The organism is Bradyrhizobium betae (assembly GCF_008932115.1).
Taxonomy (GTDB): Bacteria; Pseudomonadota; Alphaproteobacteria; order Rhizobiales; family Xanthobacteraceae; genus Bradyrhizobium; species Bradyrhizobium betae.
On sequence record NZ_CP044543.1, the window covers coordinates 4,118,307 to 4,143,966 of the forward strand.

Genomic DNA, 25,660 nt, shown 5'->3' on the forward strand with positions numbered 1-25,660 from the left:
CGCCATCGCCAACCGGCCAGATGGAGACCTGCCATGACCGATTCCCGCCGCATCACCCTGTATTATTCGCCGCAAAGCCGCGCCACCGGCACGCGGGTGCTGCTGGAGGAGCTGGGGGCGCCCTATGATCTCCATGTCCTCAACATGAAGGCCGGCGAGCAGCGCCAGAGCGGTTATCTGGCCATCAACCCGCTCGGCAAGGTGCCGGCGATTCGCCATGGCGAGGCGCTCGTGACCGAGCAGGTCGCCATCACCATCTATCTCGCCGATCTGTTTCCGCAGGCGGGTCTGACGCCTGCGCTGGATGATCCGCTGCGCGGTCCCTATTTGCGCTGGATCGCCTATTACGGTTCGTCCTTCGAGCCGGCCCTGATCGACAAGTTCATGCAGCGCGAGCCGGCGCCGATCACGCAATCGCCCTATGCAGATTACGACACCATGCTGGGCGCGCTGGAGACGCAACTGTCGAAGGGGCCGTATCTGCTCGGCGAGCGCATGACCGCCGCCGACGTCCTGTGGGGTATCGCGTTCAGCTGGACCATGATGTTCGGCATCGTGCCGAAGAAGGACGTCTTCGTCCGCTATGCCGAGCGCATGACGTCAAGGCCCGCGTTCCAGCAGATCAATGCGGCCGATGACGAGATGGCGGCCCAGCATGCGGCGGCGATTGGGGCCTGAGCGCGCTCCTCAATCTCTGCTGTCGTCCCGGGGCGCGACGAAGTCGCGAGCCCGGGACCCATAGCCACAGGAAGGAGTCTTGCGAAGACTCGAAGTTACCAGCTTGCCGCCATAACCACTCCCTGTGGCTATGGGTCCCGGGCTCGCGCTTTGCGCGCCCCGGGATGACAGCGAGGATGAGGCGCGCCTTCACGCTCCCTGACACCCCTCTTCAAAACCGCGGCGCCCGCTTCTCTCCAAACGCCTTGATGCCTTCCTTGATCTCGTCGCCGCGCATGCTGTCGCGGTGGCGCTGGTCGGCGGCGCGTTCGTCGAGCTCGCCGCGGGCGAATTCGTTGATGGCGCGCTTCATGCCGCGCATCGCCTGCGGTGCGTTGCCGGCGAGGATGCCTGCGAGCTTGTCGACTTCCTCGTCGAGCGTCTCCTCCGGCACCATGGCGGTGAGATAGCCGATCCGCAGCATCTCCGGCGCGCTGATCTTCTGCGCCGTGAGGAACAGCTTCTTCGCGTTGTCGACGCCGAGCCGCGTCACGTAGCGCTTGATGCCGCTCCTGTAATAATGCAGTCCGAGCCGCGCCGCCGGCATGAACATCTCGGCGGTGTCGACCCCGATGCGGAAATCGCAGGCGAGCGCGAGGTCGGTCGAACCGCCATAGACGCCGCCATTGAGCCGGCAGATCGTCGGCACGCCCAGATCCTCCAGCCGGTTGACGACCACTTCGAACGCGGAGCCCGCGCTCTGCTGCTCGTTCGCGCTCACCGCGCGTTCGGCAACCGAGTTGAGGTCGTAGCCGGCGGAGAATGCACGGCCGGTGCCGGTCAGCACCAGCACGCGGATGTCGGGATCGGCCTCGATCCGGTCGAACAGCTTGACCAGGTCGCCGAGATCCTCGGCCTGAAGCCGGTTGAGATGCTTCGGCCTGTTGAGACGGATGGTGGCGCGCGCGCCGCTGATGTCGAGCACGGGGCCGGAGGCCGCGTCGGCGGTATCGGACATTGTTGTCTCCATTTACTTGTTTTCGAGCGTGCGGCGCCTGGCTTCCGCATCGATGGTCTCGGCGAGATCCGGATGCCGCGCCATCAGCACGCGGAAATCGACGAGGTCCAGCACCAGCAGCCGCGACACCTTCGTGGTCGAGACATTTGCGCCGCGCGAATTGTTGCCGAGCAGCGCCATCTCGCCGAAGAAGGCGCCCTCGCCGAGCTGGACCTTCTTGCCCGGCAGGTCGACCTCGACCTCGCCGGCGGCGATGAAATACATGCAGTCGCCCTGCGCGCCCTTGCGAATGATCATGGTGCGCGCCGGCAGCTCCATGGTGCGCAGCATGTGGGTGACGTCGGCGATGGCCGAAGGCCCGAGCGCTGCGAAGAACGGCACCTTGCTGACGGATTCCCAGGTCTTGAGGAAGTTGTCGCGGCGGGTCTCGGCGGCAAAGCCGGTCGCCAGAATACCGGTCCACAGGCCGAACACGCCGAGGCCGGAGATCATCACCAGCGCCGCCACCATGCGTCCGAGCGGCGTTACCGGCACGACGTCGCCATAGCCGGTCGTCGTCAACGTCGTCACCGCCCACCACAGCGCGGCGGGGACGCTGCCAAAGGTCTGCGGCTGCACGTCCCGCTCCAGGAAATATTCGGCGACGGAGGCGAGGAAGACCACCATCAGGAAGATCACGAGCACGCTCACCAGCGGTCCCGATTCCAGCACCAGCACCCGGCGAAGCTGCCGCAGGCCGGGAATGCCGGGCACCACTTTCAGGACCCAGAGCACGCTGAGCAGCCAGGCTGTCTTGGGCTCGACGCCGAGAAGCAGTGCGACCGGTACGGCCAGGGCGCCGACGGCATCGACCAGCCCGGCGGAAGAGGACATGTAGAGCGACAGGCGTCCCGTGCGCGCCATGTGACGCAGCCGGACCACCCATTCGAACACGAAGTAGACGAGGCAGGCCCAGAGCAGGGCATCGACCCAGCGGTGCGCCGTCTCATAGGCCGGGCTGACGGTCAGCAGCACCATGCCGAGCACGCCGACACCGACCGCCACATAAGCCGCCTTGGTCATGTTGCGGCCGGCCGTGGCGGCCACGAACTGGGCCAGAGCGGGGATCAGCGGCTTGGACATGCGGGGAGGCGGGCTCGGTCGTGGATTTTTGCGGTCCCGATCGGGACCTCGACGCCAAAGTGCCCGCCCGGGGAGGGGCCGTCAACGACGCGCTGGCCGCCGCAATCTCGTTGAACGGGGGGCGCGGACCCCAAGCCGCAGCGGACCGGGCCGCTATCTGAAATGCGGCGGCTCGTCGTAGCCGCGGCGACTGCTGAAGAACAGCAGCATCATCAGGCCGATGCCGACGACGACGAAAAACCCCGCTCCCAGCGCCAATGTCACATAGCCCCCGGCGGGATCGGATCACCCTCGATCGTCATCGCGAATAGGCGAAGTAGCCAACCGCCGTCAGCATTCCCAGAAGGATGACGATGAGGAGTGCACGCATGCTGCGTTCTCCGGTTGTATCTGGAAACCAACGGCTGTGGAAGGTGACGGTTCCCGCGCTTTGGCCGGTGATCACCGGAAATGCCGGCGTACCGCGGTCTCGAGCTCTCCGATCGATAGGTCAGGCACTCTGAGCCGTCTTCACCACCACGACATTGGTGTCGTCGTGCGGGGGAGGAGCCGTATCCTGGGCGACCTTGTCGGCCTCTCCGGCATGGCGCTTGAGGTAGTCGCGGCGCATGCCGATTTCGTCGCGGACGAATTCGTAGCCGAGCTTGAAGGTGTCGAGCCCGTCGGTGCTGATCGTGCCGTCCCTGAGGCCGATGACGGCGCCGCGCAAGATGCCCTCGAGCTCGTCCTGGAGACATTCGAGCTGATCGAGCGAATGGGCGTGCTCGATGCGTTCGCCGATGTCGAGAATGGCGGTGGAGAGCTCGCTGGCCTTCTCCGGCGCGATCCGGGTGATCTTGGCGTAGATCGCAGCGAAGATCGAGCCGATGACGCTGAGCGCGGCGGCGCCCAGATACATCAGGTCGCTGTACTTATCCATGAACGACTTGGTGTCGTCGTTGATGTAGTCGGCCGCCCCCTGATGCGCCATCACGAAGGCGTCCTTCTCGACGGAGGCCGGCTCGATCCTGCTGGCGAAGCCGTTGTCGAGGCGGAGCGCGGACTTGTTCTCGTAGATGGTGCGTGCGAGGTCGCCCGCCGTGCTCGCGGACATCCTGGATTGCGCGACCAGCAGCCATTCCAGCCCGATCGTGTCGAGGTCGTCGTCGGGGATCTCGGGAGAGGCCGACAGCGTGCCGGCTGTCAGCGTCTCGTTCGAGAGGCCGGGGAATTTGCGCGCCAGTGCCTTGGCCTCGTCGATGGCGTTCAGCGTGAAGCCGCCGCGTTTTGCGACCTGCTCATAGGCCTTGTCGCGCACCGCCCTGGAGGCGTGGACGATGGCGATCACCGCGCCGAAACCGCTCGACGGTGCAAACAGCTTGTCGAGCGTTGCGCCCTGCGGCGCCATCTGGACCCTGGCGGCATCAGGACCGTCGGGGATGTCGAGGATGCTGCGCACGAAGGCGAGCGAGGATTCGTTCTCGGCGACGACCGCGACCTTCTTCTTCTTCAGCTCGGCAAGTGACTTGATCTTCTTGTTGCCGGGACCGAGCAGGAGCACGAGATCGTGCTCGAGGATCGCGAGCGTGCGAGCTCGCAGCGGCACCTTGGCGTCGGTGCGCAGCACGGCGAGGTCGGCCTGCTTGCGGTCGAACTGTGCGAGCGCCTTGGCGTTATCGCCGTTGTTGACGATCTTGATCCGAAAGCGCGAGGCGTTGTTCTTCAGGACGGTGGCGAGCTTGGCGGCGAACAGCGCTTCGTCGCTGTTGGGGCCGCCGACGGCAAAGGTCAGCGTCTCCGAATTGTGCAGCAAGGCGCGTCCGCCCCAGACGGTCGCGAGCGACAAAAGCAGGGTCAAAACGACGTAGAGAAACACCTGCTGCTGATTGGTCTTGATCACCTTGGGGCGCCGCGGCGGCGGCTCTGTTGGTGACGTCGTGGGGCCTTCAGCACTCATGGCAGCACTCTGGCCTTATGTCTGGATGGCGGTGGCTCGCGGGATGCGATCGCGGCGGGCGCCCTATAATTCCTAAACGTCTGAAAAAAGAACGATATTATCTATCTTCAATGATAGCTCGCCGATGCCGGAAAGCAAATTTCGAGCCGAAGGTAACCTTACTCAACTCAGGCGCGGCGATTGGTCATCCTATCACCAGTTAGCCACAGTTGGCGATTTTCCGGTTCCCCCCGGCTGCAATCCGCCGCGGGAGATGTCATAAATCAGAGGTCCCGGCGATTTGACCGGTCCAAGAAGAAGTTGCGCTGAACGCTCCAATTTTTCTTGTCACCTCAATGAGGGCGTCAGCTTGTCGTTTCCACCCATGTCATCGGCGATTCCGGTCGAAGCGCTCATTGGCTGGATGTTGTTGCTCACCTTCAAGCACATCATCGCCGATTTCGTCCTGCAAACCGCGTGGATGGCGCACGGCAAGGATCAGAAGCACGGCTGGGCGCTGCCGCTGCTCGTGCACTGCCTGATTCACCTCGCGGTTGCGCTACCCCTGATCCTGATCGTGGCGCCCAAATTCTGGTTCGTGGCGCTGATCGACTTCGTGATCCACATCACGATCGACCGCGCCAAGGGACTCGTCTCGGCCAATTTCGGCGTCGACCTGCAGCATCCCTGGTTCTGGACCCTGATCGGCGTCGACCAGGCGCTGCATCATTTGACCGGCTTCGGCCTCTCCATCTTCATGGCGTCGAACTGAGGCTCTTTGCGGTTGAGCCTCGGCGATAGCATTCACGAGAGGTCGTCATGCCCGGGTTTGTCCCGGGCATCCACGTTCATCGTGCCGTGCGGCCAGGCGTGGATGGCCGGGACAAGCCCGGCCATGACGCCGGGAGAGCATTGTGCCCCACTGATTCGCGGCCGGCGCGCAAGCACCCCGGGTGACTACCGGCGAGGTTGGTTAACCTTTCATTAGAGAATTGCGCTGCATCTTCCCCACACGAGGGAGAACTGCAATGTTTTCAAGCCGCGACGCCTTTGAAAGCGATTTCTGCCCGGTTCAGGACGAACTCCTTGGCGAGATGTATCGCGCCAGCGAGAGTGGCCTGCCGAGGCTGGTTGAGAGTGTTTCCCCAGACGCACGCGCGAAGCTGGCGCTGTTCTGCTACCGCCGCAGCCATCTGCACTCGCTGGCTGTTGCGATCGCAGGCAGCTGCAATGAGCGCGACCTGATCGAGAACGGCGGCCGTGTCGGCTCGACGCTCTACGCGCTGTCACGCGAAAGCTCGGCAAAGGCATCGCCGTCGCTGTCGGGCGGCCGCAAGCCGATCACGCTGTCGACCAAGCCGCTCTCGGTGCTCGCGCCGCTCGATGACGAGCTCGACGACGAGATCGGCGAAGCGGTCCCCGCTTAGACGGCTTCGATCACCGGCAGCCCGAACTTCCGCCGCGCCATCGCGCATTCGGCATCGCCCGGCATGCAGGTGCGGCACACTTCCGGCCGCACGTCATAAATGCCGCAGGCCGTCTGCTTTCCGATCTCTCCCTTGAGCGCCGAACAGCGATCGCCCTCGCAGCGCATGCCGGATTGGCGGGCGTTGACGAACGCTTCCGGGATTGCCGCAAGCTCCTCGTCGCTCTCGATCGAGAAGCGCGGCCAGTTCTCCGAATAGCCGCAGCAGGCGCCGCAATTCTGGCAGCAGGTCGACAGGTCGATGGGGGAGGTCTCTTCCATCGTCGTCACGTGTCCTTTGGCGGGCCCCAGACCAGGCTCTGCCGCCATCTTGCGCGCAGCACGTCGCGCCTTTCCGGATATTTGTCGTCGAGATAGGTTGCGTCCACCACGCGGTCGGTGCGGAAGCTGCGGAAGTCGCTGCGCAGCTCGCACCAGGCCGCGAGCAGGCGCACGGCTTCGAGATAGCCGACCGAGATCGGCCAGATCATGCGCTCGCTGGGGCGGCCCTGTTCGTCGCGATAGCGCAGCATGATCTTCTTGCCTTCGTGGATCTGGGCGCGCGTGCGCGCCATGTCCAGGCGGTCCGGCTCCCTGTTCCAGCTTGGCCGCGCGCGGCTCGCGGGCTCCAGCACAAACGGGCGCAGCCGTTCTGGCACGGTGTCGGCAATCTTGGCCATCAGATCTTCGGCCGCGCGTGCCAGCGTGGAATCGGCATGGCCTGCGACCCACTGCGCGCCCAGCACCGCCGCCTCGATCTCGTCGGGTGTCAGCATCAAGGGCGGCAGGTCGAATCCCTTCTCCAGGATGTAGCCCATGCCGGCTTCGCCGCGGATCGGCACGCGCTGGCCCATCAAGGTCGCGATGTCGCGATAGATGGTGCGCTTCGAGGTCTCGAGCTCGGCCGCGATCGCATCCGCGGTCAGCGGCTTCCGCGTGCGCCTCAGCACCTGGATGATCTGAAACAGCCGGTCGGCGCGTCTCATGATGATTCTCTCATCGGGGGCGGATCAGACAACAGCGCGTGGATGCTGACAGGATGTTGGCAGCAGGGGAGTTCTATACCGGGACAACACATCGACTGAAGAGGATTTGTCCATGATCATTCCAACCCATGTCGGCTCGGCGGCGCCGCTGTGGCGAGCGCAGCTGTGGCACGCCCGTGCGTTCGGCCGCCTCGTCTCGCTTGATCTCATGGCCGTCGACCTCCGATTTGCAGTCGCAAGCGTGGTTGCACGCTCGCTGGCCCAGGCCGCGGACGCGCTGGTTCGCCATGTGATGGGCCGCGCCTGGCGGGGAGCCCGTTTCGCAGAAGATATCACGGCTGCTGCCACCATGGTGGCAGCAGCCCGGCACTAGGTTCCGTCAACTCTTTCGGTCGTTCAGGAGAGCTTTCATGATCACGCTTTATGGCTTTGGCGCCGGCTTCGGCCTGCCGGAAATCAGCCCCTTCGTCACCAAGACCGAGGTGCAGCTGAAAATGGCGGGACTGCCCTACCGGAAGGACCGAGCGATGCCCCCGGCCTCGCCCAAGGGGCAATTGCCGTTCATCGACGACGGCGGCGAGGCGGTGGCCGATTCCACCTTCATTCGCGCCCATATCGAGCGCCGCTACGGCTTCGATTTCGACGCCGGCCTGTCGCTGGCCGAGCGCGCGCAGGCCTGGGCGTTCGAGCGCATGATCGAGCATCACGTCTATTGGGCGCTGGTCGGCGCGCGCTGGGTCGATCCGGTCAATTTCGCCAAGGGCCCGGCGCATTTCTTCGACGGCGCACCGGAGCACAATCGCGAGAAGCTGCGCGAGGACGCGCAATTCCGTGTCGCCGAGAACTATCTGCTCTCCGGCCTCGGCCGCCACGGGCCGGACGACGATGTCGATCTCGCGGTGCGCTCGCTGTTCGCGCTGTCGGTGCAGCTCGGTAACAAATCCTACCTGATGGGCAACAAGCCCTGCGGCGTCGATGCCACTGCCTTCGGCGCGCTCGCGGGAATTCTCACGCCGTTCTTCGAATCCGGACTGCGCCAGCGGGCCGAGGGATTTCCGAACCTCACCGCCTATGTCGACCGCATGATGGACGCGTACTATCCGGAGTTCGCCTGGGCCCCGCTGCGGCAGGCGGCCTGAGAAACAAAAAGAGCCGGCCCATCGGGCCGGCTCTCGTCATCTCAAACCTGTCGCTGCGTCTACTTCACCAGCGAGTACTTTCCGTTCTTCACGGTGAGCAGGATGCGTGAGCGCTCGTCGAGGCCGTAGCGGTCCTTCTCGGTGAAATTGTAGACGCCCTGGCTCGCGGCCATTTCCTTTTCCGACAGCAGCGCCTGACGGATCGCTTCGCGGAATTCCGGCGTGCCGGGTTTTGCCGTCTTCAGTGCCGCCGGGATCACGCGCTTGAGGATCTCGAACGCATCGTAGGAGTGACCGGCGAACTGGCTGCGGCTGTTCGGGCCGTACTTGCCTTCATACGCCGTGTTGAGCGCGAGGCCCGGCTTCTTGGTGGCGGCCTCGTCCGGCTGGTCTTCGGGATCCATCACCGGACCCGACGCCATCAACACGCCTTCGGCTGCCTTGCCGGCGATGCGGATGAAATCCATGCTGGCCGCGCCATGGGTCTGATAGATCAGGCCCTGATAGCCGCGCTCGCGCAGCTCGGTCTGCGGCAGTGCGGCCGCGGTGCCGGAAGCGCCGACCAGGATCGCGTCGGGATTGGCGGCGACGAGCTTGAGCACCTGTCCGGTTACGGACGTGTCGGGGCGGGCGAAGCGCTCTTCGTCGGCGATGGTCATGCCCATCGGCCCGGTCTGGGCCTTCAGATCGTTGAACCAGAGGTCGCCATAGGAGTCGGAATAGCCGATGTAGCCGATCGTCTTCACGCCCTTGGACTTCATGTGATCATACAGCACCTTGCCCACGATCGGGATCGGCTGCGGCATCGCCACCGACCACTTCATGCGCTCCGGCGTGATCGGGAATGGCGCGAGGCCGAAATGCGGAATGCCGGCTTCATTGGCGACGTTGGAGACCGCGATGGTCGGCGGCGTCAGCGCCGAGCCCATGATGATGTCGGCCTTGGATTCGGTGACGAAGCGGCGGGCGTTGGTGGTCGCGGTGGTGGGATCGCCGCCGTCGTCGAGCACGATCACCTTCAGCGGCACGCCGCCGATTTCCTTCGGCACGAATTCCAGCGCGTTGCGCTCGGGAATGCCGAGTGCGGCGCCGGGGCCGGTCGTGGTGGTGGTGATGCCGATGGTGACTTCGGCGGTCTGGGCCAGTGCGGGCAGGGCCGGCAGGGCAAGCGTCGCCGCGGCGATGGCGGCGGTCAGGTAAAAGCGTTTCATTTATTCCTCCCTTTACGTTGTTTCTTTGAAAGCAGAAATCGGGGGGTAATTCAGCCCCTCTTTTGGCGATGCGGCGATTTAGCTCCGGACCTCACTCCCCGTGAATTTGGCTACCATTTCCGCAGGAAATGGAGCCGATTTCAGCTTGTCGGGGTTAACGGGGTCGCGACCGACCAGCACGCGGGTCTCAAACCCCTCGATCGCCAGCGCCTCGCCCTTGTAGACGTTGTGCTTCACCTCGAAGCTCGAGCGCTTGATGCTCTCGATTTTGGTTTCGATGGTGATCCAGTCGCCATAGGTCGAGGGGATGTAGAATTTGGACCGCGTGTCGACCATGGGGATGCCCACCAGGCCGTATTTGCGGACCAGATCCTGCTTGGAGAATCCGGCGACCTCGAACAGGGTCGACGTCGAATCGTCGAACATCGCGAAATAGCGCGGGTAATAGACGATGTTGGCGGGGTCGCAGTCACCCCACTGAATCTGGACGTCGCGCCGGTTCACGAACATGTAGAGGGCCTTACTTCGGCGCCATGCGCAGCGAGCCGTCGAGACGCACCACTTCGCCGTTCAGGTACGAGTTCTCGACCATGTGCAGGGCAAGGGCCGCGAACTCGTCGGCATTGCCGAGCCGGCGCGGGAACGGGATCGCGGAGGCGAGCGAGTCCTGGGCCTCCTGCGGCAGGTTGGCGAGCAGCGGCGTGAGGAACAGGCCGGGCGCGATGGTGAGCACGCGGACGCCGAACTGCGCCAGCTCGCGCGCGATCGGCAGTGTCATGCCGACGATGCCGCCCTTGGAGGCCGAATAGGCCGACTGGCCGATCTGGCCGTCATAGGCGGCGACGGAGGCGGTGTTGATGATGACGCCGCGTTCGCCGGTCGCCTGCGGCTCGAGCTTGGACATCTCGGTCGCGGCAAGGCGCAGCATGTTGAAGGTGCCGATCAAATTGACCTTGATCACCTTGTCGAAATCGGCGAGCGCCATCGGGCCGTCGCGGCCGACGACGCGCTTGGCAACGCCGATGCCGGCGCAATTGACCAGCACGCGCGGCGCGCCGAGGGCCTTGGTCGCCTGCGCGATCGCAGCTTCCGCGGAGGCGGCGTCGGAGACGTCGCAGGTCACGGCGACGCCCTTGATCTCGGCCGCAACGGTTTCCGCGAGCTTGGTATTGAGGTCGAAGACCGCGACCTTGGCGCCCTGCGCGGCCAGTCTTCGCGCAGTCGCGGCGCCCAGTCCCGATGCGCCGCCGGTGACGATGGCTGCCTGATCTTTCAACAACATGGCGTTCTCCTATAATGATGGTTTCTTAGCCGACCGATATCACACGGTCCGAGGGATTGGCAGCGTAGAGCTCGTCGATCAGTGCGCCGCGATGCTCCAGCACCGCGCGCTGGTTGATCGAGCCCTTGTCGGTGACCTCGCCCTTGTCGATCGACAGTGGGGTGTCCAGCAGGATCGCGCGCGTGATCCGCGTCGAGGACCCCGTGGCCTGGCTCAGGAAGCGCGTCAGGCGCTCGCGGAAGGCTTCGCGCACCAGCCGGTCGCGCGCGGTGACGGTGAGGTCGTCGGCCGGCAGCGTCGGGTTGATCAGCCGGCAGCCGTCGAGATCGAGCAGCACGAGGGCAGAGACCTCGTCGCGGTTGATGCCGGCGATGACGACGTCGCGTACCAGCGGCGCGCAGGCCGCAACCAGACGGGCGCGCAGCGGGCCGACGCTGACCCAGGTGCCGCTGCCGAGCTTGAAGTCCTCGCTGACGCGGCCGTCGAAGTCGAAGCCGGCATTGAGATCGTCGGGGTCGACCGCCTTCAGTGCATCGCCGAGCTTGTAAAAACCTTCCTCGTCGAAGGATTTCGCGGTGATGTCGGGCTGGCGCCAGTAGCCGGGCATCACGTTCGGGCCCTTGCAGCGCACTTCCATCTTGCCGTTGTTCGGCACCAGCTTGGCGTCGTTGCCTGATACTGGCAGGCCGACATGGCCGGAGCGGCTGGTGCGCGGATTGACCGACATGAAGAACGGCGCGGTCTCGGTGGCGCCAAGGCCGGTCAGCATCGGCACGCGATAGCCTTTTTCCTTCACCGCGAGCTCGTCGAGGCTGTTCCAGACGTAGGGCGAGAGCGCCGCGCCGGAGAAGAACATCGCATGCAGCCGGTCGAAGAATTTTGCACGCAGGCCCTGGTCGTCGCGCAAGTAAGGCAGCAGCGACTCGTAGCCCTTGGGCACGTTGAAATACACCGTCGGCGAGATCTCCTGGAGATTACGCACGGTCTCCTCGATGCCTCCAGGCATCGGCTTGCCGGCATCGAGGTACATCGAGCCGCCATTGTACAGCGTCAGCCCGATATTGTGGTTGCCGCCGAAAGTATGGTTCCAGGGCAGCCAGTCGATGATGACCGGCGGCTCGTCCTTGAGGAAGGCGAGCGTCTCGCGCAGCATCACCTGGTTGGCGCAGATCATGCGCTGGGTGTTGATGACCGCCTTGGGATTGCCGGTCGAGCCCGACGTCAGCAGGAATTTTGCGATCGTATCGGGGCCGATTTTGTCGTGCACCGCGTCGAGATCGTCGCGGACCGGCGTCGCCATGAGGTCGGCGAGCAGCGTGACGTTGCGGCCCGGCACGCTGCCATAGGAGGCCGCGATCTCGGTGCCATCAGAGACATTGGCGGCAAGCGCATCGGAAAACTTGTCGGCATCCTCGGCGAAGACGAGGCCGGGCGTCAGCAGCTTCATCAGGTAAGACAGCTTGCCGTAATCCTTCGACACCAGCGAATAGGCCGGCGACACCGGGCAGAACGGAATGCCGGCATAGAACGCGCCGAAGGCGAGCAATGCATGGTCGATCGAATTGCCGGAGAGGATCACCACCGGCCGTTCCGCCGACAGGCCGCGCTGGATCAGCGCGGACGCGATATGCCGGCTCGCGGTGAGCAGCTCGGCATAGGTGATCTTGCGCCAGCCGCGGCCGCCTTCGCGCTCCGCCATGAAGACGCGGTCCGGCGTGGTGGTCGCCCAGTGGTGCAGGCGGTCGGTGATGCGGACGGGATAGTCACCGAGCGGCTGTTTTGGCCTGAGGTAAATCGTGCCGTCGTCGCGACGGTCGATGTCGACGACCGGATCGCCGAACGAGATCGGCCGCAGCGGGAAAGTGCTCGCGCCGCGCTCCATGCTGGAAGAGGACGGCTGCGCGCTCATGGCTTCGGCTTCACCTTGGCGGTCTTGTGCTCGAGAAATTCGCGGATCCTGCGCTTGGCCTCCTTGTCGCTTTGCGCGACCGTTGCCATCAGCGATTCCATCAGCAGGCCGGTCTGCGGATTGGCCTCCGCGATCATCGGCAGCGCCTGCAGCACGGCGAAATTCGTCAGCGGCGCGTTGGAGGCGATCTTGGTCGCTAGCTCCAGCGCCTTGCCGAGCCCGTTGCCGGCTTCCGTCAGATATTGCGCGAAGCCGTAGGAGGCGCCCTCGGTCGCGGTGTAGACGCGCCCCGTCAGCATCATGTCCATCATCCTGGCAACGCCGATCAACCGCGGTAGCCGCACCGAGCCGCCGCCGCCGACGAAGATGCCGCGTTGTCCCTCCGGCAGCGCGAAATAGGTCGAGGGCTCGGCGACGCGGATATGCGCGGCGCAGGCGAGCTCCAGCCCGCCGCCGATCACCGCGCCCTTCAGCGCCGCGATCACGGGCACGCGGCTGTACTGGATGCGGTCGAATACCCGGTGCCACATCTGGGAATGGAGCAGGCCGCCGGTGGCGTCGTGGTCCTGCAGTTCGGAGAGGTCGAGGCCGCTGGAGAAATGGTCGCCGATGCCGTGGATGACGACCGCGCCGATGTCCTCGGGCAGGGACGCAAAACACTCGCCGATCTCAAGGATGATGCCGTCGTTGAGCGCATTGCGCTTGGCGGGGCGGTTCAGACCGACGGTCAGAACCCGGTCCGCCCGCTCGATCCGGAGCAGCCCGGAGGCGCCCGCGTCAGCGGTGTTGGCGTTTCCCTGTGTCATTTGCGTCCTTATCAGAATAGTTATGTTGTATAACGAATTCCGGGGGAGTCAATACGGGGCTGACGTCTCCCGGTGCGTCGCAACGGGCGGTCGGGCCTGGACGTTCGGTGGTATTCGTTAGTGCGCGAAGATGTTGCCGGTCTGGATCGAGCAGGTCGGCGATCCCGTGCTGACACTGGTGATCTCATACATGGCGCCATCGGGCCCGCGGCGCCTGATCTGGGCACTGCCTTCCTTGGCGTCGATTACTGACAGCGAACAACCGGCGAAAGATGAATCGAAGCTGGCAATGTACCGACGGGCGCCGCTGGCAAAGGCCTCGGTGCCGATCAGCTTGTCGCCTTGGAAACTGACGCTGCGGGATCCGCCGCCCTCGCCCGGCGCGAGTTCTCCCTCTCGGGTTGCCCTGCCTCCGCGCACCTCCGCGCGCAGGAACGGACGACCTGCCGAGCTTATATATACTATCCGCGTATTGACGTTCGAAAAGCTGACACTGGTGCCGTCCGCCCGCTTGCCGGTCCCGCTCGTGCTCCATGACATCGTGACTGTCTTGTCTAGGAGGCCGGCTGGCGCGCCGCCTGCAACGGCGGGACCCGCGAACAGCACGCCAGCGCATCCAAGCATTCCCAGCAAATGGCGCATTGATCGAACGTTCATCATCGCCCCCCAGAAATCAAATCTGCTAAAACTAATATTCGCAATCGCTCGATACTAATTTTGCGGCCCTCTCTCTGCAAGCAACCTCCCGGGCGATGCCGACCGAGTCACACCACCTGATGCACGTCGATCACCACGCGGTCGGCATGCCGCGCGGCGGAGCCGACGAAGATGCGCTCCATCAGCCAGCGATACTTCTCATGTCCCGTCTCGAACCTCGGGACCGTGCGGAAATAGATCAGCTTGGGATCGACCGGCTCGCCCCGCTTGAGCTTTTGCAACAGCTCGACCGGGCCGAAGCGCATGCCTTTGTTCTCGACATAGACGACGGCGCCGTCGTCAGTTTCGAATGCGTACTTCGCCTCGAGGTCGATCAGCTCGTTGGGGCGGATGGTCTGGAAGTCGGCGCCGAACGGCAGCACCTTGCCTGATATCGCGCCCGTCACCTCGCCACCGATGATCGGGATGATGCGGCGGACACCGATGCCGGTCTCGCCGGCGGTGACGACGTCGCCGATGCGCGCTGTGATGGTGAAGACGTATTTTGTTTCGAGCGTCGGTGTGGTCATCGCTTATCTCCAATCGATCGCGCCATGCGCAGGGCCTTTCCTTCTCCCCTTGTGGGAGAAGGTGGCGCGTAGCGCCGGATGAGGGGTTGTCTCCGCAAGTGCAAGTGTGCATGCGGAGACAACCCCTCACCCGTCTCGCCACTATCGCGGCGAGCCACCCTCTCCCACAAGGGGAGAGGGGGAGACTGCGCCGCGCCGTCCGTGTCGCATTCTCAATGCGCCATCATCCGCGTCGGCAACCACGTCGCCAGCAGCGGGAAGGCGATCAGGATCACCAGCCGCACGAGGTCCGTCGCCACGAACGGGATCACGCCCCTGAAGATGGTGGAGAACGACACGTCCTTCACCACGCTTTTGATGACAAAGACGTTCATCCCGACCGGCGGATGGATCAGGCCGAGCTCGACGGTCATCACGATGATGACGCCGAACCAGATCGGATCAAAGCCGAGATGCATGATGACGGGGAAGATGATCGGCACGGTCAGGATGATCATCGCCATGGCGTCCATCAGGCAGCCGAGCACGAGATACATCACCATGATCAGCGCCAGCACGCCGTAGGGGCCGAGGCCGAGGCCGGTGAGGAACTCGGTGACCTTCTGCGGCGTCTGCGTCACCGTGAGGAAATAGCCGAAGATCAGCGCGCCGATCAGCACGGTGAACACCGCGGCCGCGGTGCGCGTGGCCTGGAGCAGCGAGGCCAGGATCTTCTCGCGGTCGAGCCGGCCGGTCAGCACGCCGATGATGAAGGCGCCCGCGGCGCCGACGCCGCCGGCCTCCGTCGGCGTGAAGCGCGGCAGGAAGGGCAGGCCGTAGAGGCCGCCGATGACGAACACGAACAGCAGCACCGGCGCCCAGATGTCCTTCAGGCCGGCGAAGCGCTCGCGCCACGGCAGCACCTTGCCCTTGGGCAGGAAGTCGGGCCGGAAATAGCCGATCAGGAAGATCGTCATCATGTACATGGTCATCGCCAGGATGCCCGGGATGATGCCGGCGATGAAGAGCTTGCCGATGTCCTGCTCGGTGATGATGCCGTAGACCGCGAGCACCGTGGAGGGCGGCAGCATCGCGCCGAGCGTGCCGCCGGCCGCGATCACGCCGGTAGCAAACGACTGCGGGTAGCCGAAGCGGCGCATCTCGGGGTAGGCGACCGCGGAGAAGGTCGCGGCGGTCGCGACCGACGAGCCGCAGATCGCGGCAAAGCCGCCGCAGGCGCCGACGGTGGCGATGCCGAGCCCGCCGCGCAAATGCCCGACAAAGCCGTTGGCGGCGCGGAACAGCTCGCGGCTCATGCCGGAATTGCTGACGAAGGAGCCCATCAGCAGGAACATCGGAATGACGCCGAAAGTGTAGTCGGTGACGGTGCGCATCGAGGTCTGGCCGACCAGCTTCAGCGCCGGCGTCGCGCCGACCAGATAGGTGAAGCCGGAAACGCCGACGAGGCCCATGGCCATGCCGACGGGCACGCGCAGCAGCATCAACGCGAACAGGGAAACGAAGCCGATTACGGCGACGGCATCGGTACTCATGGTTACTCCGTCGCCTTCAGCTTGGGGTCGTGCATCTCTTCGGGATGGAAGATCAGCCGGTAAGTGCGGATCGCGATCAGCAGCACGGCCGCGGCGTCGCCGATCCAGGCGATCGCGAAGAACGGCCAGGTCGGCATGTGCATGTCGAAGGTCTGGACGTTGTCGTTGTAGGTGCCGCGCACCTTGTCGAACAGCGTCCAGGTCTGCACCGTCACCACGAACAGCAGCACCAGGGTCGCGAATACGTCGATCCAGCGCTGGTAGCGCGGCCCGACATTGCCCCAGACGAGGTCGACCGTGATGTGGGTGCCGCGATAAGAGGTCGCGGCGATGCCCCAGAAAATCAGGATGCCGAGCAGCATGCGGCCGATGTCGAACGAGTCGGGGATCGAATAGTTCAGCGTGTTGCGCAACAGCACCGACAGGAAGATGTCGAGCGCGACGATGCCGACGAAGGCCGCCGCGATCCATTCGATCGAGTCGATGACGCGATCCATCCAGGAGCGCTTCATGGGTGTTTCCTAACGGGTGACGTCATTGTTTGATCCGGATCTCGCCGCGCACTCCGCCTCTCCCCGCGTGCGGGGAGAGGCCGCATCGCATCGAAGATGCGAGGCGGGTGAGGGGGACTCTCCGCGAATCCATCTTTCACTATTCTTGCGGAGGCAGCCCCTCACCCCAACCCTCTCCCCGTAAGAACAGGGAGAGGGGGAGGAAGAGCCCGCCATCGCCTCACTCCGCCAGCGCGTTGTACTTCTTCAGCGAGGACTTCAGATCCGCCATCGCGGCGTCTGGATCGGCGCCGGCCTTCTTGGCGCCGTCGCCCCAGGTCTTGACCAGCGGTTCGGCGGCCTTCTTCCACGCGGCGGTCTGGTCGGGCGTGAGCTTGTAGACCTCCTGGCCGGCTTCGGCCTTGACCTTGTCGATGCCGGCGTCCTCGAACTTGCCCCAATACTCGCCGACCACGCCCGCCATTTCGGTCGAGCAGTTCTTGTCGATGGCCGCCTTCTGCTTGTCGGACATCGCATTGTACTTGTCCTTGTTCATCACGAACACGAAGGTCGTGACATAGAGCGGCGCGTCCATGTGGAATTTGGTCACCTTGTCGACGCCGAACAGGACCAGAGAGCCCCACGGGAAAGTCACGCCGTCGGCGACGCCGCGCTCGATGATGTCGCGCACTTCAGGTGCGGAGGACTGCACGTTGGTGCCGCCCAGTGCGGTGACGAAGTTCGCCATCGTGGCATGAGCCGGGCGGATCTTCATGCCCTTGACGTCCTCGGGCGTCACGATCTTCTTGGTGCGTACATGGAAGGACGACGGCGAGTGGACGAAGGCGAGGCAGTATTTGACGTCCTTCATCTCCTTCTCGGCATATTTGCGATACCAGGCGTCCAGTCCCATCGAGCCGCCCTTGGCGTCCGAGATCAGGAATGGCAGTTCGCCGGCGCCGATGATCGGGAAGCGGCCGGGCTGGTAGCCGGGATTGACATAGGTGACGTCGGCGATGCCGTCGCGCGCCATGTCGTAGTGGTCGAATGCCTTGCCGAGCTGCTGGGCGGGAAACACCTTGCCCGTGATGGTGCCGCCGGAATCCTTGTTCACCGCGGCTACCCAGTCTTCCAGCGACTTTTGCAGCGGATGCGAGGCCGGCACCCAGTGCGAGACCTTCAGGTCGAAGGTCTTGTCCTGCGCGAACGCAGGCGTCACGCTTGCTGCGAGCAGCAAAGCCAGACAGGCTTTCTTCATCGGTCGTCTCTCCCTGTTTTCGACGGCGGGCTTCGATGGCCCGGTCTCTTTAATTAACATGTTATCTAATTGGCCGGCGCGTTCAAGCCGGAACTGGCCTCTCGTTGACGTCAAACAATGTTGCATGGATTTGTCGCAGCCAGCGGCGACGCGCACTCCCCTTTTGCCCAACCGTTATATGATATAATTATCGTGCGCGGACGACCGCGACAAGCGAGCCGCGACGAAAGCCTACAGGATCGGGAGGAGCAAGTATTGCGGACAAAAGTCGCAATCATCGGGGCCGGGCCGGCAGGATTGTTGCTTGGGCAACTGCTGCATCAATACGGCATCGACAATGTCATTCTGGAGCGGCAGAGCCCGGATTACGTGCTGGGGCGCATCCGCGCCGGCCTCCTGGAGGAAGGAACGGTTGGGCTGCTCGATCAGGTCGGGGCCGGCGCGCGGGCGCATGCCGAAGGCCTGGTGCATGAGGGCATCGAGCTCGCCTTTTCCGGCCGCCGTCACCGCATCGACATGAAGGCCGCGACCGGCAAGACGGTGATGATCTACGGCCAGACCGAGGTCACGCTCGATCTGATGAATGCGCGCAAGGCCGCCGGTCTCACCACGGTCTACGAGGCGAGGGATGTGCAGCCGCATGATTTCGACGGTGCTCACCCGCGCGTGACCTGGGTGAAAGACGGTGTCACCCACACGCTCGATTGCGACTTCATCGCCGGTTGCGACGGCTTTCACGGCGTCAGCCGCGCCAGCGTCCCGTCGTCGGCGATCGAGGAGTTCGAGCGGGTCTATCCGTTCGGCTGGCTCGGCATCCTGTCCGAGACGCCACCGGTCAGCCATGAGCTGATCTATTCCAACCACGCCCGCGGTTTTGCGCTCTGCACCATGCGCTCGCTGAAGCGAAGCCGGCACTATGTGCAATGTTCGCTCGACGACCATGTCGACCAGTGGCCGGACGACCGTTTCTGGGACGAATTGAAGCGCCGGCTCGACCAGGAGGCCGCTGACAGCCTCGTCACGGGCCCCTCGATCGAGAAGAGCATCGCGCCGCTGCGCAGTTTCGTCGCCGAGCCGATGCGCTTCGGCAGGATGTTCCTGTGCGGCGATGCCGCCCACATCGTGCCGCCGACCGGCGCCAAGGGCCTGAACCTGGCCGCCAGCGATGCGCATTATCTGTCGAGCGCGTTCCGCGAGTTCTATGACGAGAAGTCCAGCGCCGGCATCGACGCCTATTCGGCGAAGGCGCTCGCGCGGGTCTGGAAAGCCGTGCGCTTTTCCTGGTGGATGACCTCGATGCTGCACAAATTCCCCGACAACGGCAGCATCGGCGCGCGGATCCAGCTCGCCGAGCTCGACTACGTCACGCAGTCCCAGGCCGCGATGACGTCGCTGTCGGAGAACTACGTGGGGCTGCCGTTCTGACCACAGGTGTCATGCCCCGCGGAGGCGGGGCATCCAGTACGCCGCGGCTCATTGATTGAACCACGACCGTCTCGGAGTACTGGATCGCCCGCTTTCGCGGGCGATGACAGTCTTGGTGAGGCACGGCGGAGGCCGTTTCAAACGCCTGCGCAAATGCCGTTTAAAACTTTGTAGTTGATGCAACCGTCACGTCCCTCGCGTTCAATGCTGCCGACACAGAAACGCGAGACAGCCATGACCAGTACCGACATTCCCGCCGGCTTCGAGCCGCATTTCCGCAAGGCTCCGCTCACCGATCCCTGGGAGCCGCTTTACTCGAAAAAGACCGACAAGGCCGTGATCATCGGCCTGCGTCTGGCGACGCCGCACACCAACGCGCGGGGGCTGATCCATGGCGGTCTGATCGCGGCGCTGGCCGATGCTGCCATGGGCTATAGCTGCGCACAGGCGACGGGCTGGACGACGTCGTTTGTCACGATCTCGCTCTCCGTCGACTACGTCGGCTCCGCCGAGATCGGCCAGTGGCTCGCGATCGAGGGCGAGGTGATCAAGACCGGCAGCACGATCTGCTTCGCGCAGTGCCTGGCAAAAGCCGACGATGCCGTGATCGCGCGCGCCAGCGGCACGTTTCGCGTGGTGCCGAAGAAGGGGTAGCCTTGCCCTCTCCGTGCCCCGGACGCGGTGCGGCGCGAAGTGCCGCTCCGCAGAGCCGGGGCCCATCCATCCGCAGCTCGTACCCGGGCTTTTCTGGGCCCCGGCTCTGCGCAGCAACGCTATGCGTTGCAGCGCATCCGGGGCACGAGAATCACCCAAACCGCCACTCCGCCGTCTCCACCACGAGATCGACGAACGCGCGCACCTTGGCCGAGAGCAGGCGTGAGGTCGGATAGACGATGTGGATCGGCAGCGCCGGCGGCTCGTATTGCGCCAGCACGATTCTGAGCCGGCCGCGCTTCAGCCCCTCGGCGGCCTGATAGGCCAGCACGCGCGTGATGCCGCCGCCGGCTTCGGCGTATTGCAGGGCGGCGTCGGCGCTGTTGCTGGTAAAACGAGGCGTCGGCATCACCTCGACCTCACGGCCGTCCTGCACGAAGCGCCAGCTGGCGGACGGGCCGAACTGGATGGTCTGATGCGCGAGCAGCGCTTGCGGCGTCTTCGGCTCGCCGTGACGCTTCAGATAGCCCGGCGTTGCCACCACGATCCGCCGCATCTCGCCGACCTGGCGCGCGACCAGCGAGGAATCGGCGAGGTGACCGATGCGGACGGCGGCGTCGACGGCATCCTCAACGAGGTTGACGAGGTGGTCCGACAGCCGCAGCTCGCAGGTCACCTCCGGATAGCGTTTGAGGTAGGCGGTCATGACAGGGCCGACATGGAGCCGGCCGAAACCCACCGGTGCCGACACCACGAGACGCCCGCTCGGCCGATTGCGCTCCTCGCGCGCGGAGCCGTCGGCCTCCTCGACGTCGGCGAGGATTCGCCGGGCGCGCTCCAGATAGCGCGTTCCGACGTCGGTCAACGTCACTTGCCTTGTGGTCCGCTGCAGCAGCCGCGCGCCGAGATGCTCCTCCAGCGCTGCGATCAGCCGGGTCACCGCCGAGGGCGACAGGTGCAGCTTGCGCGCCGCCGGCGCAAAGCCGCGCAGGTCGGCGACGGTGACGAAGACATGCATGGCTTCAAGGCGGTCCATGAACATTATTGCATATATCGCAATGATGAAGTGTCAAGCGGCCTGATTGTTTTGACGTCCGGAAGGTCCATGTTTTGAGGCGAAAGACGCAGAGATGCGCCGGAATCTTCAGGAGATGTTCCGATGACGACTGCAGCCCATACCTATGCCAGTGACGTAGCCTTTACGCCCGCGGTGAAGCAGATTCAGACCCGCAAGGGGTCGCGCGAGGCGTATGCCCGGGCCGAGCAGCACGGCTGGCGTACCGAAGTCGATGATAAGCTGGCCGGCTTCCTCACTGAGGCCAACAGCTTCTATTTCGCCACCGCGGCAGCGGACGGCCAGCCCTACATCCAGCACCGCGGCGGCCCGAAGGGGTTTCTGAAGGTGCTGGACAAACAGACGCTCGCCTTTGCCGACTACGCCGGCAACCAGCAATTCATCACGCAGGGCAATCTGACGGAGAATCCAAAGGCCTACATCTTCATCATGGACTACGCCCATCGCCGCCGGGTGAAGATCTGGGGCGAGGCTCGCGTGGTCGAGGATGACGAGGCGCTGACGGCGTCGCTGATGCCGAAGGGCTATAGGGCGCGGCCGGAGCAGGTGATCCTGTTCAAGATCGCAGCGTGGGACACCAACTGCCCGCAGCACATCCCGCAGAAGTTCGATGCCGCGGATGTCGCGGCCGCGCTGGCGGCACGGGATCAGCGGATCTCGGAGCTTGAGGCGGAGTTGGCGGCGCTGAAGGGCGAGAAGGCCGGCTAAGCACCTGTCTCCGCCTCTACCGCCGCCAGTGTCATGCCCCGCGAAGGCGGGGCATCCAGTACTCCGCGGCGTTTCGGTTCAAGCACAGCCGCCTCCGGAATACTGGATCGTCCGCCTTCGCGGACGATGACAGCCCAGATTAGGGAGGCATCTCAGAACTATACTGCGCTCGCGCCTTCATGCTGGAAGCCGAGATAGCTCGCCGCAACCCGCTCGTTTGCCGCGACGTCGCTGGCCTTGCCGCTCAGCACGAACTCGCCAAGCTCCATCACATAGGCCTGGTCTGCGATCTTCAGCGCGGCCTGCGCGTTCTGCTCGACCAGCAGCACGGAGACGCCGGCGGCACGCAGCTCTGTGATGATGCGAAAGATGTCGGCAACGATGATCGGCGCGAGCCCGAGGCTTGGCTCGTCCAGCATCAGCAGCTTCGGCTCGCCCATCAGCGCGCGGCCCATCGCGAGCATCTGCTGCTCGCCGCCGGAGAGCGTGCCGGCGAGCTGCTTGCGGCGCTCCTTCAGCCGGGGAAACAGCGTGTAGACGCGCTCCATCGAGGCTTTCGCCTTGCGCTTCTCGATGCGGAAGGCCCCGAGTTCCAGATTGTCCTCGACATTCATGGTCACGAACAATTCGCGGTGCTCCGGGACGAGGCCGAGTCCCATCGCGACGCGGTCCTCGATCTCGAGCCGGGCGAGGTCCTGACCGGCAAAGGCGACGCGGCCCTTCAGCGGCAGGATGCCCATGATGGCCGACAGCAGCGTGGTCTTGCCGGCGCCATTGGCGCCGACGATGGTGACGATCTGGTTGGCCCCGACCTCGAGCGAGACCGAGCGCACCGCCTCGACCTTGCCATAGGCGACATGCGCATCCGCGACGGACAACAGCGCGCTCATGCCGCCACTCCCAGATAGGCCTTGATCACTTCGGGATTGGTCTTGATCGTGGCGGGTGTGCCTTCCGCGATCTTGGTGCCGAAATCGAGCACCACGATACGGTCGGCGAGGTTCATGACGAAGCCCATGTCGTGCTCGACCAGCAGCACGCTCATGCCGCCGTCGCGCAATTCGCGCAGCAGCGTCGCGAGGCGCTGCTTCTCCATGTGGCGCAGGCCCGCGGCCGGCTCGTCGAGCAGCAGCAGCATCGGATCGACGCAGAGCGCGCGCGCGATCTCGACGATGCGCTGCTGGCCGAGCGACAGGCTGCCGGCGAGCTGATGCATCTGCTCGGCAAGGCCGACCCGCTCGATCTGGCGCGCGGCTTCCGCCAGCAGCCTGGCCTCATCGGCGCGGTCGAGCCGCAGCATCGAGGAGATCGGCCCGGAATGGCCGCGCAGATGCGCGCCGATCGCGACATTCTCCAGCACGGTCATATCAGGGACCAGCTTGACGTGCTGGAAGGTCCTGCTGATGCCGAGCTTGACGATCTCCTGCGGCGGCGCGTTGTCGACCTTGTTGCCGAGCACGGAGATCGAGCCCGAGGTTGCCGACAGCACGCCGGTGATCAGGTTGAAGGTCGTGCTCTTGCCGGCGCCGTTCGGCCCGATCAAGGCGACGATCTCGCGAGCCTGGACGTCGAACGAAACGTTGTTGACCGCGATCACACCGCCGAATTGCTTGCGCGCCTTCTCGACCTGAAGCAGCACGCCGGACTGGACGGCCGAGCGGGTGCGTTGTTCCAGTTTCAGCGAGGTATCCGGCTTCCTGCCGCGGGTGCGTTCGGGCAGGAGCGACATCAGCCACGGCCAGACGCCGCCGGGCGCGAGCTGGAGCAGCGCCACCAGCATGATGCCGAACACGATGGTCTCGACCTGGCCGGAGCCGGGCAGGATCAGCGGCAGGTAGCTTTGCAGCACCTCCTTCAGGACCACGACGATCGCCGCGCCCAGCACGCCGCCCCAGACATAGCCGGCGCCGCCGACTACCGCGATGAAGAGATATTCGATGCCGGCCTGCGCGCCGAACGGCGTCGGGTTCACCGCGCGCTGAAGATGCGCGTAGAGCCAGCCGGACAGGCCGGCGAGCACGGCGGCGTGAATGAACACCAGCAGCTTTGCGCGCGGGGTATGCACGCCGAATGCTTCGGCCGCGACATGGCCGCGGCGCAGCGCGCGAATGGCGCGGCCGGTGCGGGAGTCCAGCAGGTTCATCGTGAGCAGGGCCGAGACGATCACGGCGACCCAGATCGCGTAATAGATCGAACCGGGCGAGAGCATCTTCAACGCGCCGATCGACAGCGGCGGGATCGCCGAGATGCCGTCGTTGCGCCCGAGGAATTCCAGCTTGCTGAACAGGTAGAACAGGCCGAGCCCCCAGGCCAGCGTGCCGAGCGGCAGATAGTGGCCGGAGAGACGGACCGTGACCAGGCCGAGCAGCACCGCCAGCGATCCGCTGACCAATAGCGACAGCGGCAGCGTTAGCCAGGGCGACAGGCCGTAGGTCGTCGACAGCACCGCGGTGGTGTAGGCGCCGAAGCCGACGAAAGCTGCCTGTCCGAACGAGGTGAGGCCGCCGACGCCGGTCAGCAGCACGAGGCCCATCGCGACCAGCGCGGCAAGGCCGATATTGTCGAGCAGCACGATCCAGAACGGCGGCATGCCGGGGACGAACGGGATCGCCGCCATGACGAGTGCGAAGACGAGGGTGGGAAGCCGGCTCTGCATCTTGGCCTCAGTCCTTCTCTTCCTCGACCGCGGGGGCTGCGAGCGAGCGCAGCAGCAGCACGGGGATCAAGAGCATGAAAACGATCACCTCCTTGTAGTTCGAGGCATAGAAGGACGAGAACGCCTCGACGATGCCGACCACCAGCGCGGCAATTGCGGTGAGGGGATAGCTGACGAGACCGCCGATGATGGCCGCGACGAAGCCTTTCAGGCCGATCAGGAAGCCGCTGTCATAGTAGAGCGTCGTGATCGGCACGATCATGATGCCCGACAGCGCGCCGATGACGGACGCCAGCAGGAAGGCGATCTGCCCGGACAGCGTGGTGCGGATGCCGGCGAGCCGTGCGCCGAGCCGGTTGACGGCGGTCGCACGCAGCGCCTTGCCGTAAAGCGTCAGGCCGAAGAACAGCCAGAGCCCGACGATGAAGGCGATGGTGATGCCGTAGACTGTGAGGCTCTGGCCGGTGAAGCGCAGCGCGCCGGCGGTGAAGGAGCCGGACAGCACGGCAGGCCCGCGCTGGCCTTCGGCACCGAAGAACAGCAGGCCCAGTCCTTGCAGCGCCAGGTGCACGCCCACCGATGCGATCAGCAGCACCAGCACCGAGGTGTGCGCCAGCGGCTGGAATGCGACCCGGTAGAGGAACAGGCCGATCATCGCGACGATCACCAGCGAGAGCGCGATGCAGATGGCGACCGGCGGCTTCTGGCCGGCGAAATAGACGGTCAGCGCCAGCACGGCGGCCGGCAGCACGATATTGGTGAGGAAGCTGCGTACGACCAGGCGTCCGTGCAGCGCCTTGCGGGCCACGAACATGTCGAAGGCGAAGGCGCCGATGCCGAGAGCGAGCGCGAGGTTTGCCGTGCCCGGCATCTGGCCCGCCGCGAGCGAAGCGTAAGTCAGCGCGCCATAGGTGACGAATTCGCCCTGGGGAATCAGGATCACCCGGGTGACGGCGAACACCAGCACCAGCGCCAGGCCGAGCAGCGCGTAGATCGCGCCATTGGTGATGCCGTCCTGCACCAGGAACAGCATGATGGTGGTGTTCAAGACCGGACGCTCCCCCTCAAGATGGCGGACCGGTCTCCGCGATTGCGGTGGATGGTCCGCTCACAGCCATTGAAATA

General features: G+C 64.8%; 27 protein-coding genes and 1 pseudogene. 8 read left to right on the forward strand and 20 right to left on the reverse strand.

What is annotated here, in order from left to right; all coding sequences use genetic code 11:
• The first annotated feature begins 33 nt into the window (after positions 1-33).
• Positions 34-678: a glutathione S-transferase family protein gene (locus F8237_RS19565; RefSeq protein ID WP_151647072.1), complete on the forward strand. Its 645-nt coding sequence runs from the start codon at positions 34-36 to the stop codon at positions 676-678.
• A 211-nt stretch (positions 679-889) separates the two neighbouring features.
• On the opposite strand, the gene F8237_RS19570 is transcribed toward F8237_RS19565, so the two are convergent.
• The 4 genes and pseudogenes from F8237_RS19570 to F8237_RS19585 form a co-directional block, all read right to left on the reverse strand.
• Positions 890-1,675: an enoyl-CoA hydratase/isomerase family protein gene (locus tag F8237_RS19570; RefSeq protein ID WP_151647074.1), complete on the reverse strand. Its 786-nt coding sequence runs from the start codon at positions 1,673-1,675 to the stop codon at positions 890-892.
• A 12-nt stretch (positions 1,676-1,687) separates the two neighbouring features.
• Positions 1,688-2,797 carry a cyclic nucleotide-gated ion channel gene (locus tag F8237_RS19575; protein ID WP_151647076.1) on the reverse strand — a complete coding sequence of 370 codons (1,110 nt, stop codon included), beginning with the start codon at positions 2,795-2,797 and terminating at the stop codon, positions 1,688-1,690.
• Positions 2,798-2,950: 153 nt separating this feature from the next.
• Positions 2,951-3,167 (reverse strand): annotated as a pseudogene (locus tag F8237_RS19580) (hypothetical protein).
• Between the two features lie 120 nt (positions 3,168-3,287).
• Positions 3,288-4,733, reverse strand: coding sequence for a TAXI family TRAP transporter solute-binding subunit (locus F8237_RS19585; RefSeq protein ID WP_151647078.1), 1,446 nt, complete (start codon positions 4,731-4,733; stop codon positions 3,288-3,290).
• Between the two features lie 403 nt (positions 4,734-5,136).
• On the opposite strand from F8237_RS19585, the gene F8237_RS19590 reads away from it, so the two are divergent.
• Both F8237_RS19590 and F8237_RS36100 read left to right on the forward strand, forming a co-directional pair.
• Complete coding sequence (locus F8237_RS19590) at positions 5,137-5,484, forward strand: DUF3307 domain-containing protein (RefSeq protein ID WP_201280222.1); 348 nt, start codon at positions 5,137-5,139, stop codon at positions 5,482-5,484.
• A 256-nt stretch (positions 5,485-5,740) separates the two neighbouring features.
• Positions 5,741-6,139, forward strand: coding sequence for a hypothetical protein (locus F8237_RS36100; RefSeq protein ID WP_014439561.1), 399 nt, complete (start codon positions 5,741-5,743; stop codon positions 6,137-6,139).
• On the opposite strand, the gene F8237_RS19600 is transcribed toward F8237_RS36100, so the two are convergent.
• Together F8237_RS19600 and F8237_RS19605 are read right to left on the reverse strand one after the other, a co-directional pair.
• The gene (locus F8237_RS19600) at positions 6,136-6,459 is read right to left on the reverse strand and encodes a YkgJ family cysteine cluster protein (protein WP_162006129.1); all 324 of its coding nucleotides are present in this window, start codon (positions 6,457-6,459) and stop codon (positions 6,136-6,138) included. The genes F8237_RS36100 and F8237_RS19600 overlap by 4 nt on opposite strands.
• A gap of 5 nt (positions 6,460-6,464) precedes the next feature.
• Entirely contained in the window at positions 6,465-7,163 is a 699-nt protein-coding gene (locus F8237_RS19605) for a helix-turn-helix transcriptional regulator (RefSeq protein WP_143841941.1), read from the reverse strand.
• 112 nt (positions 7,164-7,275) lie between these two features.
• Between F8237_RS19605 and F8237_RS19610 the strand changes: the two genes are divergently transcribed.
• Positions 7,276-7,536, forward strand: a complete 261-nt coding sequence (locus F8237_RS19610; RefSeq protein ID WP_151647082.1) for a hypothetical protein — start codon at positions 7,276-7,278, stop codon at positions 7,534-7,536.
• A gap of 37 nt (positions 7,537-7,573) precedes the next feature.
• Positions 7,574-8,302 carry a glutathione S-transferase family protein gene (locus F8237_RS19615; protein ID WP_151647084.1) on the forward strand — a complete coding sequence of 243 codons (729 nt, stop codon included), beginning with the start codon at positions 7,574-7,576 and terminating at the stop codon, positions 8,300-8,302.
• 59 nt (positions 8,303-8,361) lie between these two features.
• On the opposite strand, the gene F8237_RS19620 is transcribed toward F8237_RS19615, so the two are convergent.
• The 10 genes from F8237_RS19620 to F8237_RS19665 all read right to left on the reverse strand — a co-directional run bounded on the left by F8237_RS19620 (position 8,362) and on the right by F8237_RS19665 (position 18,017).
• Positions 8,362-9,513, reverse strand: a complete 1,152-nt coding sequence (locus F8237_RS19620; protein WP_151647086.1) for an ABC transporter substrate-binding protein — start codon at positions 9,511-9,513, stop codon at positions 8,362-8,364.
• Positions 9,514-9,591: 78 nt separating this feature from the next.
• Positions 9,592-10,023 (reverse strand): acyl-CoA thioesterase, encoded by a 432-nt coding sequence (locus F8237_RS19625; RefSeq protein ID WP_151647088.1) that lies wholly within the window; start codon positions 10,021-10,023, stop codon positions 9,592-9,594.
• A gap of 10 nt (positions 10,024-10,033) precedes the next feature.
• On the reverse strand, positions 10,034-10,795 hold the full coding sequence (locus F8237_RS19630; protein WP_151647090.1) for an SDR family NAD(P)-dependent oxidoreductase: 762 nt from the start codon (positions 10,793-10,795) through the stop codon (positions 10,034-10,036).
• 25 nt (positions 10,796-10,820) lie between these two features.
• On the reverse strand, positions 10,821-12,704 hold the full coding sequence (locus tag F8237_RS19635) for a feruloyl-CoA synthase (protein WP_151647092.1): 1,884 nt from the start codon (positions 12,702-12,704) through the stop codon (positions 10,821-10,823).
• Positions 12,701-13,510, reverse strand: coding sequence for a crotonase/enoyl-CoA hydratase family protein (locus F8237_RS19640; protein WP_151647094.1), 810 nt, complete (start codon positions 13,508-13,510; stop codon positions 12,701-12,703). The genes F8237_RS19635 and F8237_RS19640 overlap by 4 nt, the downstream gene beginning before the upstream one ends.
• A gap of 117 nt (positions 13,511-13,627) precedes the next feature.
• Positions 13,628-14,116 (reverse strand): hypothetical protein, encoded by a 489-nt coding sequence (locus F8237_RS19645; protein ID WP_151647096.1) that lies wholly within the window; start codon positions 14,114-14,116, stop codon positions 13,628-13,630.
• A 158-nt stretch (positions 14,117-14,274) separates the two neighbouring features.
• Positions 14,275-14,736 carry a DUF3237 domain-containing protein gene (locus F8237_RS19650; protein ID WP_151647098.1) on the reverse strand — a complete coding sequence of 154 codons (462 nt, stop codon included), beginning with the start codon at positions 14,734-14,736 and terminating at the stop codon, positions 14,275-14,277.
• Between the two features lie 212 nt (positions 14,737-14,948).
• Positions 14,949-16,268: a TRAP transporter large permease gene (locus tag F8237_RS19655; protein WP_151647100.1), complete on the reverse strand. Its 1,320-nt coding sequence runs from the start codon at positions 16,266-16,268 to the stop codon at positions 14,949-14,951.
• Between the two features lie 2 nt (positions 16,269-16,270).
• Entirely contained in the window at positions 16,271-16,780 is a 510-nt protein-coding gene (locus F8237_RS19660) for a TRAP transporter small permease (protein ID WP_151647102.1), read from the reverse strand.
• 220 nt (positions 16,781-17,000) lie between these two features.
• Entirely contained in the window at positions 17,001-18,017 is a 1,017-nt protein-coding gene (locus F8237_RS19665; RefSeq protein ID WP_151647104.1) for a TRAP transporter substrate-binding protein, read from the reverse strand.
• A gap of 255 nt (positions 18,018-18,272) precedes the next feature.
• On the opposite strand from F8237_RS19665, the gene pobA reads away from it, so the two are divergent.
• Entirely contained in the window at positions 18,273-19,442 is a 1,170-nt protein-coding gene (gene pobA / locus F8237_RS19670; RefSeq protein ID WP_151647106.1) for a 4-hydroxybenzoate 3-monooxygenase, read from the forward strand.
• A 234-nt stretch (positions 19,443-19,676) separates the two neighbouring features.
• Entirely contained in the window at positions 19,677-20,096 is a 420-nt protein-coding gene (locus F8237_RS19675; protein WP_151647108.1) for a PaaI family thioesterase, read from the forward strand.
• Between the two features lie 151 nt (positions 20,097-20,247).
• Here F8237_RS19675 and F8237_RS19680 read toward each other — a convergent pair whose 3' ends face one another.
• Positions 20,248-21,132: a LysR family transcriptional regulator gene (locus F8237_RS19680; RefSeq protein WP_151647110.1), complete on the reverse strand. Its 885-nt coding sequence runs from the start codon at positions 21,130-21,132 to the stop codon at positions 20,248-20,250.
• Between the two features lie 123 nt (positions 21,133-21,255).
• Here F8237_RS19680 and F8237_RS19685 point away from each other — a divergent pair, with 123 nt between their 5' ends.
• Entirely contained in the window at positions 21,256-21,879 is a 624-nt protein-coding gene (locus F8237_RS19685; RefSeq protein ID WP_151647112.1) for a pyridoxamine 5'-phosphate oxidase family protein, read from the forward strand.
• A 158-nt stretch (positions 21,880-22,037) separates the two neighbouring features.
• Here the strand turns inward: F8237_RS19685 and F8237_RS19690 are convergent, their stop codons facing one another.
• From F8237_RS19690 to F8237_RS19700, 3 genes are read right to left on the reverse strand one after another with little or no spacing between them, the layout of a single operon-like run.
• Complete coding sequence (locus F8237_RS19690; RefSeq protein WP_151647114.1) at positions 22,038-22,769, reverse strand: ABC transporter ATP-binding protein; 732 nt, start codon at positions 22,767-22,769, stop codon at positions 22,038-22,040.
• The gene (locus F8237_RS19695; RefSeq protein ID WP_151647116.1) at positions 22,766-24,535 is read right to left on the reverse strand and encodes a branched-chain amino acid ABC transporter ATP-binding protein/permease; all 1,770 of its coding nucleotides are present in this window, start codon (positions 24,533-24,535) and stop codon (positions 22,766-22,768) included. The genes F8237_RS19690 and F8237_RS19695 overlap by 4 nt, the downstream gene beginning before the upstream one ends.
• A gap of 7 nt (positions 24,536-24,542) precedes the next feature.
• A complete protein-coding gene (locus tag F8237_RS19700) occupies positions 24,543-25,583 on the reverse strand; it encodes a branched-chain amino acid ABC transporter permease (protein WP_162006130.1) in 1,041 nt (346 codons plus the stop codon).
• Positions 25,584-25,660: the final 77 nt, after the last annotated feature.

Excerpts from the sequence above, each read along its gene's own strand:
- F8237_RS19600 (WP_162006129.1), bottom strand. The coding sequence starts at position 6,459 with ATGGAAGAGACCTCCCCCATCGACCTGTCGACCTGCTGCCAGAATTGC.
- F8237_RS19615 (WP_151647084.1), top strand. The coding sequence starts at position 7,574 with ATGATCACGCTTTATGGCTTTGGCGCCGGCTTCGGCCTGCCGGAAATC.
- F8237_RS19680 (WP_151647110.1), bottom strand. The coding sequence starts at position 21,132 with ATGGACCGCCTTGAAGCCATGCATGTCTTCGTCACCGTCGCCGACCTG.
- F8237_RS36100 (WP_014439561.1), top strand. The coding sequence starts at position 5,741 with ATGTTTTCAAGCCGCGACGCCTTTGAAAGCGATTTCTGCCCGGTTCAG.
- F8237_RS19675 (WP_151647108.1), top strand. The coding sequence starts at position 19,677 with ATGACCAGTACCGACATTCCCGCCGGCTTCGAGCCGCATTTCCGCAAG.
- F8237_RS19630 (WP_151647090.1), bottom strand. The coding sequence starts at position 10,795 with ATGTTGTTGAAAGATCAGGCAGCCATCGTCACCGGCGGCGCATCGGGA.
- F8237_RS19695 (WP_151647116.1), bottom strand. The coding sequence starts at position 24,535 with ATGCAGAGCCGGCTTCCCACCCTCGTCTTCGCACTCGTCATGGCGGCG.
- F8237_RS19570 (WP_151647074.1), bottom strand. The coding sequence starts at position 1,675 with ATGTCCGATACCGCCGACGCGGCCTCCGGCCCCGTGCTCGACATCAGC.
- F8237_RS19590 (WP_201280222.1), top strand. The coding sequence starts at position 5,137 with ATGTTGTTGCTCACCTTCAAGCACATCATCGCCGATTTCGTCCTGCAA.
- F8237_RS19625 (WP_151647088.1), bottom strand. The coding sequence starts at position 10,023 with ATGTTCGTGAACCGGCGCGACGTCCAGATTCAGTGGGGTGACTGCGAC.
- F8237_RS19685 (WP_151647112.1), top strand. The coding sequence starts at position 21,256 with ATGACGACTGCAGCCCATACCTATGCCAGTGACGTAGCCTTTACGCCC.
- F8237_RS19660 (WP_151647102.1), bottom strand. The coding sequence starts at position 16,780 with ATGAAGCGCTCCTGGATGGATCGCGTCATCGACTCGATCGAATGGATC.
- F8237_RS19575 (WP_151647076.1), bottom strand. The coding sequence starts at position 2,797 with ATGTCCAAGCCGCTGATCCCCGCTCTGGCCCAGTTCGTGGCCGCCACG.
- F8237_RS19655 (WP_151647100.1), bottom strand. The coding sequence starts at position 16,268 with ATGAGTACCGATGCCGTCGCCGTAATCGGCTTCGTTTCCCTGTTCGCG.
- F8237_RS19640 (WP_151647094.1), bottom strand. The coding sequence starts at position 13,510 with ATGACACAGGGAAACGCCAACACCGCTGACGCGGGCGCCTCCGGGCTG.
- F8237_RS19690 (WP_151647114.1), bottom strand. The coding sequence starts at position 22,769 with ATGAGCGCGCTGTTGTCCGTCGCGGATGCGCATGTCGCCTATGGCAAG.
- F8237_RS19665 (WP_151647104.1), bottom strand. The coding sequence starts at position 18,017 with ATGAAGAAAGCCTGTCTGGCTTTGCTGCTCGCAGCAAGCGTGACGCCT.
- F8237_RS19605 (WP_143841941.1), bottom strand. The coding sequence starts at position 7,163 with ATGAGACGCGCCGACCGGCTGTTTCAGATCATCCAGGTGCTGAGGCGC.
- F8237_RS19610 (WP_151647082.1), top strand. The coding sequence starts at position 7,276 with ATGATCATTCCAACCCATGTCGGCTCGGCGGCGCCGCTGTGGCGAGCG.
- F8237_RS19565 (WP_151647072.1), top strand. The coding sequence starts at position 34 with ATGACCGATTCCCGCCGCATCACCCTGTATTATTCGCCGCAAAGCCGC.
- F8237_RS19635 (WP_151647092.1), bottom strand. The coding sequence starts at position 12,704 with ATGAGCGCGCAGCCGTCCTCTTCCAGCATGGAGCGCGGCGCGAGCACT.
- F8237_RS19650 (WP_151647098.1), bottom strand. The coding sequence starts at position 14,736 with ATGACCACACCGACGCTCGAAACAAAATACGTCTTCACCATCACAGCG.
- F8237_RS19585 (WP_151647078.1), bottom strand. The coding sequence starts at position 4,733 with ATGAGTGCTGAAGGCCCCACGACGTCACCAACAGAGCCGCCGCCGCGG.
- F8237_RS19620 (WP_151647086.1), bottom strand. The coding sequence starts at position 9,513 with ATGAAACGCTTTTACCTGACCGCCGCCATCGCCGCGGCGACGCTTGCC.